The organism is uncultured Frigoribacterium sp. (genome assembly GCF_963515265.1).
Taxonomy (GTDB): Bacteria; Actinomycetota; Actinomycetes; order Actinomycetales; family Microbacteriaceae; genus Frigoribacterium.
The window spans coordinates 59,950-67,514 of record NZ_CAUPYL010000002.1; the positions used below are offsets into that span (position 1 = coordinate 59,950).

9 protein-coding genes are annotated in these 7,565 nt (G+C 72.6%); 8 read left to right on the top strand and 1 reads right to left on the bottom strand.

The genetic code is table 11. The features are described 5' to 3' along the window. The first annotated feature begins 25 nt into the window (after positions 1 to 25). The 8 genes from RWM17_RS00685 to RWM17_RS00720 all read left to right on the top strand — a co-directional run bounded on the left by RWM17_RS00685 (position 26) and on the right by RWM17_RS00720 (position 6,647). Complete coding sequence (locus tag RWM17_RS00685; RefSeq protein WP_314100634.1) at positions 26 to 967, top strand: helix-turn-helix transcriptional regulator; 942 nt, start codon at positions 26 to 28, stop codon at positions 965 to 967. Beyond that, a complete protein-coding gene (locus RWM17_RS00690; protein WP_314100635.1) occupies positions 964 to 1,932 on the top strand; it encodes an aldo/keto reductase in 969 nt (322 codons plus the stop codon). The genes RWM17_RS00685 and RWM17_RS00690 overlap by 4 nt, the downstream gene beginning before the upstream one ends. A gap of 81 nt (positions 1,933 to 2,013) precedes the next feature. Continuing rightward, complete coding sequence (locus tag RWM17_RS00695; protein WP_314100636.1) at positions 2,014 to 2,448, top strand: VOC family protein; 435 nt, start codon at positions 2,014 to 2,016, stop codon at positions 2,446 to 2,448. A gap of 97 nt (positions 2,449 to 2,545) precedes the next feature. Continuing rightward, entirely contained in the window at positions 2,546 to 3,025 is a 480-nt protein-coding gene (locus tag RWM17_RS00700; protein ID WP_314100637.1) for a nucleoside deaminase, read from the top strand. Between the two features lie 67 nt (positions 3,026 to 3,092). Continuing rightward, positions 3,093 to 3,674 (top strand): TetR/AcrR family transcriptional regulator, encoded by a 582-nt coding sequence (locus RWM17_RS00705; RefSeq protein ID WP_314100638.1) that lies wholly within the window; start codon positions 3,093 to 3,095, stop codon positions 3,672 to 3,674. A 94-nt stretch (positions 3,675 to 3,768) separates the two neighbouring features. Further along, a complete protein-coding gene (locus RWM17_RS00710; protein WP_314100639.1) occupies positions 3,769 to 4,815 on the top strand; it encodes a medium chain dehydrogenase/reductase family protein in 1,047 nt (348 codons plus the stop codon). A gap of 127 nt (positions 4,816 to 4,942) precedes the next feature. Next, a complete protein-coding gene (locus RWM17_RS00715; protein ID WP_314100642.1) occupies positions 4,943 to 5,353 on the top strand; it encodes a translesion error-prone DNA polymerase V autoproteolytic subunit in 411 nt (136 codons plus the stop codon). Then, positions 5,346 to 6,647: a Y-family DNA polymerase gene (locus RWM17_RS00720; protein WP_314100640.1), complete on the top strand. Its 1,302-nt coding sequence runs from the start codon at positions 5,346 to 5,348 to the stop codon at positions 6,645 to 6,647. The genes RWM17_RS00715 and RWM17_RS00720 overlap by 8 nt, the downstream gene beginning before the upstream one ends. Before the next feature lie 257 nt (positions 6,648 to 6,904). Here RWM17_RS00720 and RWM17_RS00725 read toward each other — a convergent pair whose 3' ends face one another. Further along, positions 6,905 to 7,330 (bottom strand): hypothetical protein, encoded by a 426-nt coding sequence (locus RWM17_RS00725; protein WP_314100641.1) that lies wholly within the window; start codon positions 7,328 to 7,330, stop codon positions 6,905 to 6,907. Positions 7,331 to 7,565 lie beyond the last annotated feature (235 nt).

Consider the following 7,565-nt stretch of genomic DNA (forward strand, 5'->3'; position numbering starts at 1 on the left):
GCCCCGGCGTCGTACGGTCGATGCCATGGACAACAAGAGCGAGGTGCGGGACTTCCTCACCACGAGGCGAGCCCGTGTGACGCCCGAGCAGGTCGAGCTGCCCGGCGGCCCTGGTCGGCGGGTGCCGGGCCTTCGACGGACCGAGGTGGCGATGCTCGCCGGCGTCAGCGTCGAGTACTACTCGCGGCTCGAACGCGGCGACCTCGGGGGCGTCTCGGAGGCGGTGCTCGAGGCGATCGGCAGCGCTCTGCTGCTCGACGACGCCGAGCGGTCGCACCTCGGCGACCTCGCCCGTGCGGCCAACGAGTCGCCCGTCCGCAGCCGCTCGCGGGCCCGCTCGCGGCCGTCGGGCATCTCCCGTGCCCTGCAGCTCGCCCTCGACTCGGTGACGGCCGGCCCGGCGTTCGTCCGGAACGGCCGGATGGACGTGCTCGGCGAGAACGCGCTGTTCCGGGCCCTGTACTCCGACCTGTACGCGCTGCCCGAGCGCCCCGTCAACCTGGCCCGCTTCGTGTTCCTGCACCGTGAGCTGGCGGAGGCGTTCTACCCGTCGTGGTCGATCGCCGCCGACATCAACGTGGCCATCCTCCGCACCGAGGCGGGCCGCGACCCGCACGACAAGGCGCTGCACGACCTGGTCGGCGAGCTCTCGACGCGCAGCGACGAGTTCCGCGCCCGCTGGGGCGCGCACGAGGTGCGGCACCACGCGTCGGGGAACAAGTCGTTCCGGCACCCGGTCGTCGGCGACCTCGAGCTCGTCTACGAGGCCATGGAGCCGATGGGGCAGCAGGGGCTCAACTTCTTGATCTACAGCGCCGAGCCGGGCTCGCCGACCGAGGAGCGCCTCCGCCTCCTCGGCAGCTGGGGCGCGACCCCCGCCACCCAGGAGGCGCGGGAGATCGGGCAGGCCGCCGATCGGGACCGCAGGGCGGACGACGACGCGCGACGAGAGGGTACTGCACGATGAAGTACGGACGACTCGGCACCACGGGCCTGCGCGTCAGCAGGATCGGCCTCGGCTGCATGAGCTACGGCGACCCCACGCGGGGCCTGCACACCTGGACCCTCGACGAGGAGGCGTCCGCGCCGTTCTTCCGCCAGGCGGTCGAGCTGGGCGTGACGTTCTGGGACACCGCGAACGTGTACCAGCAGGGCACCGGCGAGGAGTACGTCGGTCGCGCGATCCGCGAGTACTCCCGGCGTGAGGAGATCGTGCTCGCCACGAAGGTCAGCGGCAGGGTGCACGACGGGCCCGGCGGCTCGGGGCTGTCGCGCGCGGCGATCCTCGAGCAGGTCGACGCGTCGCTGCGGCGCCTCGGCACCGACTACATCGACCTGTACCAGATCCACCGCTTCGACGACGAGACGCCGGTCGAGGAGACGATGGAGGCGCTGCACGACCTCGTGCGCGCCGGCAAGGTCCGGTATACGGGTGCGTCGAGCATGTTCGCGTGGCAGTTCGCGAAGCTGCAGACGGCCGCGGCCGTGCACGGCTGGACGCCGTTCGCGGCGATGCAGGACCAGTACAACCTCCTGGGGCGCGAGGAGGAGCGGGAGATGATCCCGCTGTGTGCCGACCTCGGCGTCGGGCTCGTCCCGTACTCGCCGCAGGGCAAGGGGCGGCTGACGAGGCCGCGCGACGTCACGACCGATCGCTCGGCCGTCGACGAGGTCGCGAAGGCGTTCGACACCGACGCCGACGGCCCGGTCATCGACGCCGTCGAGCAGGTCGCTGCCGAGCACGAGGTGTCGATGGCGCAGGTCGCGGTGGCCTGGGTGCTGCGGAACCTGGTGGTCTCGGCCCCGATCGTCGGCGCGACGAAGCCGCACCACCTCGCGGACGCCGTGGCCGCCCTCGAGGTCGAGCTGACCGACGACGACGTCCGCCGCCTCGAGGAGCACTACGTACCGCAGGCGCCCTTCTGGTGGTGACCCACGGCACTCGACCGGCTCGGGCGGCATCCGGGATGTCCGGACCTTGACGGCAGCGGCGCCGGGGACGAGGGTGTGCCCATGACCCTCTTCCTCAGCTGTCCCGTCGCGGACGTCGAGCGCGCGACCGCCTTCTACGCCGCGCTCGGCTGGGAGCTGCAGGCGGGGATGTCGGGCCCCGAGTCGTCGTGCTTCGCGATCGCGCCCGAGCAGAACGTGATGCTGACGAGCCGCGCGATGTACGAGAGCGTCGGCGGCGTCGAAGAACTGATCGGCGGGCCCGACACCCCCTCGAAGGTGACGGTCTCGTTCGACCTGCCCAGCAAGGAGGCGGTCGACGAGCTGGTCGAGCGCGCCGCGGCCGCGGGCGGTCGCGTCGGCGACACCGACGACTACCCGTTCATGTACCAGCGGCAGTTCGACGACCTGGACGGGTACCACTATTCGCCGTTCTGGATGAAGCACGCGCCCGAGCCCGAGCCCGAGGCCGACGCCGACGCGACCGCTTCCGCGTAGCAGCTCACCGCCTCCTGGGGGCGTGGCCTGCTCCCTGCTGCCTGCATGCTGCGGCCTGGCTGGACGCCTCGGCGTCCGCGAGGTGCACTCTCGGGGCATGACCGAACGAGACGACACCTTCACCGCCCTCACCGTCCAGCGCGCCCAGGAGAACGTGGACGCCGGGGGCAAGCCCTTCGCGTGCCTCCTCGTCCGTGACGGCGAGGTCGTCGTCGAGGCGAGCAACCACGTCGCCCAGACCGGCGACCCGACCGCGCACGCCGAGATCCTCGCCATCCGCCAGGCTGCCGAGCAGGGCATCACCGACCTCAGTGGCTTCGACGCCTACGTGACCGCGTACCCCTGCCCGATGTGCCTCGGCGCGCTCTACTACGCGCAGCCCGACCGCGTGATCTACGCGGTGAGCCGCGAGGAGGAGGGGGAGCACTACGAGGACGGCAACCGGCTGATGAGCCTCGCGACCTTCTACGACGAGTACGCGAAGGCCCCGGAGGACCGCGCCCTGGCGGCCGAGCAGGGGCACGTCGCGGGCGCGACGGCGCCGTTCGCGGACTGGACCGCGCGGCACTCGTCCTGACGCCTCCTCGACGGGTGCGTCACGACGCCCCTTGACAGGCGCGTCGTGTAAGTGTTCACTCAGTCACATGTCCCCGACCAGCACAGGCACCGCCTCCGGCACCGCCCTCCGCTCGACCGCAGAGGCGCAGCGCGCCCGGATCGCCTCGGCCGCCGTGCGGGTGTTCGCCGAGAAGGGGTACCACGCGACACCCGTCGCGGACGTGGCCGCCGCCGCCGGGGTGTCGCCTGCCTACGTGTTCCGGCTCTTCCCGGGCAAGCTCGGGGTGTTCCTCGCGGCCGTGGAGGACACGTACTCGCGAGTGGCGGACGCCCTCGTCGAGGCAGGCGAGGCGAGCTCGTCGACCGACCCGTCGGGCCGTCTCGACGCGATGACGGAGGCGTACGTCGCCCTCGTCGAGGACCGCGACCTGATCATGATGCAGTCGCACGCGCAGAGCGCCAGCGCCGTGCCCGAGATCCGCGCCGCCGTGCGGGACGGTCTCCGCGACGTGGTCAGGGCGGTCGAGCGGGTCTCCGGCGCGGCCCCGGCCGACGTGCAGCGGTTCATCGCGTACGGGCAGCTGTGCCACCTGATCGTGCAGACGGACCTCGCCTCCATGGCTGACTCCTGGGCCGCCTCGGTGACCGCGGGGATCCGGCACCGGTGACGGGCGCCTCCTCGGCCCCTCGATTCTTCTGCCTGCACTTGTGACTGACCAATCAGTAACTCCATTCGCCACCGATCCCAGAAGAGAGACCACCATGACCGACATCACTGCTGCCTCCGCCACCACCACCCGCGTCGTCCTGCCGGGCGTCGTGCCTCCCTCCGGGTTGCTGATCGAGCAGGTCGCGACGCCCGAACCGGGAGCAGGCGAGCTCCTCGTCACCGTCGAGGCGACCGGCATCTCGTTCGCCGAGCAGGCGATGCGCCGCGGGCGCTACCCGGGGCAGCCGGCGTTCCCCTTCACGCCCGGCTACGACCTCGTCGGGACGGTGTCGGCCGTGGGCCCCGGCGGCGACGGCGCGCTCGTCGGCCACCGCGTCGCCAGCCTCACCAAGACGGGCGGGTGGGCGACCCAGGCGGTCGTGCGCGAGCGCGACTCGGTCGTCGTGCCGGACGGCGTCGCCGCGGAGGACGCCGAGACCGTCACGGTCAACGGGGTGACGGCGTGGCAGATGCTGCACAGGTCGGCGCGGGTCCGGCCCGGGGGGACAGTGCTCGTGTTCGGCGCCAACGGGGGAGTGGGCGGCGTCCTCATCCAGCTCGGGCTGCACCACGGCGTGCGCGTGATCGCGGCGGCGTCGCCTCGCCACCACGACGCGCTGCGTCGTGCCGGCGCCGAGCCCGTGGACTACGCCGATCCCGACCTCGCCGCTCGGGTGCGCTCCCTGGTGCCCGGCGGCGTCGACGCCGTGTTCGACAACATCGGCGGGGCGGTCACCCGTACCGCGTGGACGCTGCTCGCGCCCGGCGGCACGCTCGTCGCGTACGCGATCGCCAGCGCGACCGGCGGCACGGGGAGCATCTGGCCGCCGTTCCTGCGGCAGCTCGTCCGCATCGGGGCCTGGAGCGTCCTCCCCAACGGCCGTCGGGCGACGTTCTACGACCTGTGGCGCGGGCACTCGCGCACGCCGCGACGGTTCCGCGCCCGTCTCGAGCACGACCTGGGGCAGGTGCTCGAGCTCGTGCGTGACGGTGTCGTGACGGCGAACGTCGCGGCCCTGTTCCCGCTGGAGGCGGTGGTCGAGGCGATGGAGCTGGCCGAGTCGCGCACGCTGGCCGGCAAGGTCGTGCTCGTGCCGTGAGCTGCCGGGCGGCTGCCGGCTGTTGGCCGCGGGCAGCTGCTGTCGGCCGCTGCGGCAGTGTCGGCGGCCGGTGCTACCGTCCGGGCATGACGTGGGAGGAGCGACCGTGACCGAGGTGATCGGCGCGGTGGGCGGCGAGCCGCGGCCCGACCGCCTCCTCCCGCAGCAGGCGGCCGAGGCCGTGCACGCCGGGTTCCCGTCGCCCGCCCAGGGGTACTACAACGGGCCCGTCGACCTGAACCGGCACCTGATGCGCGACCCGACGGCGACGTTCCTGGTGCGGGTCAGCGGCGACAGCATGACGGGCGCCGGCATCTTCGACGGCGACGAGCTCGTGGTCGACCGCGGTCTGGACGCCCACGACGGCCACGTCGTGGTGGCGGTCGTCAACGCCGAGCTCACGGTCAAGCGCCTGTCGTGGCGCGACGGGCAGATGGTGCTCAGCCCCGAGAACCCGGCCTACTCCGAGATCGTGCTGTCCGAGCTCGACGAGGCGACGATCTGGGGCGTCGTGACGAGGTGCCTGCACCGTGTCTGAGTTCGGGAGGTCGGAGCGCAGCATCGCGATCGTCGACGCGAACAACTTCTACGTCTCGTGCGAGCGCGTCTTCGACCCTGCCCTCGAGGGGCGGCCGGTGGTCGTCCTGTCTAACAACGACGGCTGCGTCATCGCTCGGTCGGAAGAGGCGAAGGCGCTCAACGTCGACATGGCCGCGCCCTGGCACAGCATCGCGCCGATCGCCGAGATGCAGGGCGTCGTGGCCGTCTCGAGCAACTACGAGCTCTACGGCGACATGTCGGCTCGGTCGGCCGAGGTGCTCAGCCGCTACACGAGCAGTCAAGAGGTGTACTCGATCGACGAGTCGTTCATCGAGCTGACCGGCACCCTCGACGAGACGATCGCGCAGGCGCGCGAGATCCGGCGGGCCGTGCGCAAGCTCATCGGCCTGCCCGTCAGCATCGGCATCGCCCCCACGAAGACCCTCGCGAAGCTCGCGAACCGCGGCTCGAAGCAGAACCGGGCACTGGGAGGCGTCTGTCACCTGGGCAGCTACGCCCCCGACCGGCAGACCGCGATCCTCGCGAGCGTCGACGTCGGCGACGTCTGGGGCATCGGCCGCCGCACCGCGAAGAAGCTCGCGCCGCTCGGCGTCCACACGGCAGCCGACCTCCGCGACGCCGACGCGGCACGGATCCGCGCACGGTTCGGGGTCGTGCAGGCGCGGGTCGTGCACGAGCTGCGCGGCGTCGACTGCCTGCCCATCGAGGAGGTCCAGCCCGAGCGCGAGCAGATCTACCACTCGCGGTCGTTCGCGGTGCCCGTCACCACGGTGACCGAGCTCGAGGAGGTCCTGTCCGTCTACACGCAGCGGGCCGCGGCTCGCCTGCGGAGGCAGGGCTCGCTCACGCGGATGATGCGCTGCTTCGCGGCGACCTCCCCGTTCTCGGACAGCGCCGCGCACACGAACCACTCGGTGTCGGTGGCGTTCCCCGAGCCCACCGACGACGCGGCGACCCTCGCCCGCGCAGCGATCGCCGCGCTCGGCCCGCAGCTCGAGGCCGGCAAGCGCTACGTGCGCGCAGGGGTCACGCTGATGGAGCTCACCCCGCGCGACGAGCACGCCAGCCTCGACGTGTTCGACGTCGAGGGCGCCGCGCCCCCGGCCTACGGCGCGGTCATCGACCGCATCGCGGGCAAGTTCGGCGAGGACACCCTCGGGCTCGGGGTCGCCGGCCTCCGTCACCGACGAGGCTGGTCGATGAAGCGCGACATGGTCTCGCCCCGAGCGACCACCCACTGGGACGAACTCGCCACCGTCAAGGCGAACTGACCCTCGTCACCGGCGTGGAACGCCTCGGTCCGCAGGTCGCTCGGGACCCGGAACATCTCGCACTGCCGGAGTCGGCGGGTTGCTGTCTCGGTCGGCGGGTCGCTGTCGCGGTCGGCGGGTTCCTGTGCCTGCCGGCGGGTTGCTGTCTCTCGCGGCGGCTTCCCGTCGCCGGCGGCGGGTCAGCGCCCGCCCGCCGTGGGCGACGGGAACCCGCCGACACTCGCTCGGAGCGCCGGGGGGATCGCGGGTCTCGCGACTCAGCGCGGCGTGACGTCCCCGCCGTCTGTGGCGTCGCCTCCCGGGGGAGGCGTGTCCTCGATACCGTCGCCGTCCGCCGAGGGAGGTGCGGGTTCGGCCGGTGCCGGCGGTGCGGCCGGTGCCGGTTCCGGTTCCGGTTCCACGGTCGCGGGTGCGGGTGCGGGTGCGGGTGCGGTCGGGGGTGCGGGTGCGGCAGCGGGCGCCGGGGGCGCGGCAGCGCCTGACTCGGCGAGCAGCACCTCGAGGCGCAGCTCGCGCTCACGGCTGAACACGGTGAGCGCTCGTGTGGCCACGAGCAAGAGTCGCACCAGCAGGACCGCGAGCACGATGCCCAGCCCGAGCAGCGCCACCGCGGCGAGCGTCGTGAGGATGGACGAGAAGCTCGGTCCGTAGTCGTAGGCGACCATCGGTTCTTCGTAGGACATGCTGCTGACGCTAGGGCCGATCGTCTCGGCACCGCGCCCCCACGATCGAGGGGAGCACCGCCTCCTTCGTGAGCCTCCGCCCGTCCGTGCCGCGCCGCGCCCACCATCCTGGAGTCGGCGGGTTCCTGTAGGCGCCGGCGGGTCAGCGCCCACCCGCCGCGGGCGACGGGAACCCGCCGCACCCGACAGCGACCCGCCGCACCCGACAGCGACCCGCCGCGGCCGACAGCGACCC

Excerpts from the sequence above, each read along its gene's own strand:
- RWM17_RS00700 (WP_314100637.1), top strand. The coding sequence starts at position 2,546 with ATGACCGAACGAGACGACACCTTCACCGCCCTCACCGTCCAGCGCGCC.
- RWM17_RS00725 (WP_314100641.1), bottom strand. The coding sequence starts at position 7,330 with ATGTCCTACGAAGAACCGATGGTCGCCTACGACTACGGACCGAGCTTC.
- RWM17_RS00710 (WP_314100639.1), top strand. The coding sequence starts at position 3,769 with ATGACCGACATCACTGCTGCCTCCGCCACCACCACCCGCGTCGTCCTG.
- RWM17_RS00685 (WP_314100634.1), top strand. The coding sequence starts at position 26 with ATGGACAACAAGAGCGAGGTGCGGGACTTCCTCACCACGAGGCGAGCC.
- RWM17_RS00690 (WP_314100635.1), top strand. The coding sequence starts at position 964 with ATGAAGTACGGACGACTCGGCACCACGGGCCTGCGCGTCAGCAGGATC.
- RWM17_RS00695 (WP_314100636.1), top strand. The coding sequence starts at position 2,014 with ATGACCCTCTTCCTCAGCTGTCCCGTCGCGGACGTCGAGCGCGCGACC.
- RWM17_RS00705 (WP_314100638.1), top strand. The coding sequence starts at position 3,093 with ATGTCCCCGACCAGCACAGGCACCGCCTCCGGCACCGCCCTCCGCTCG.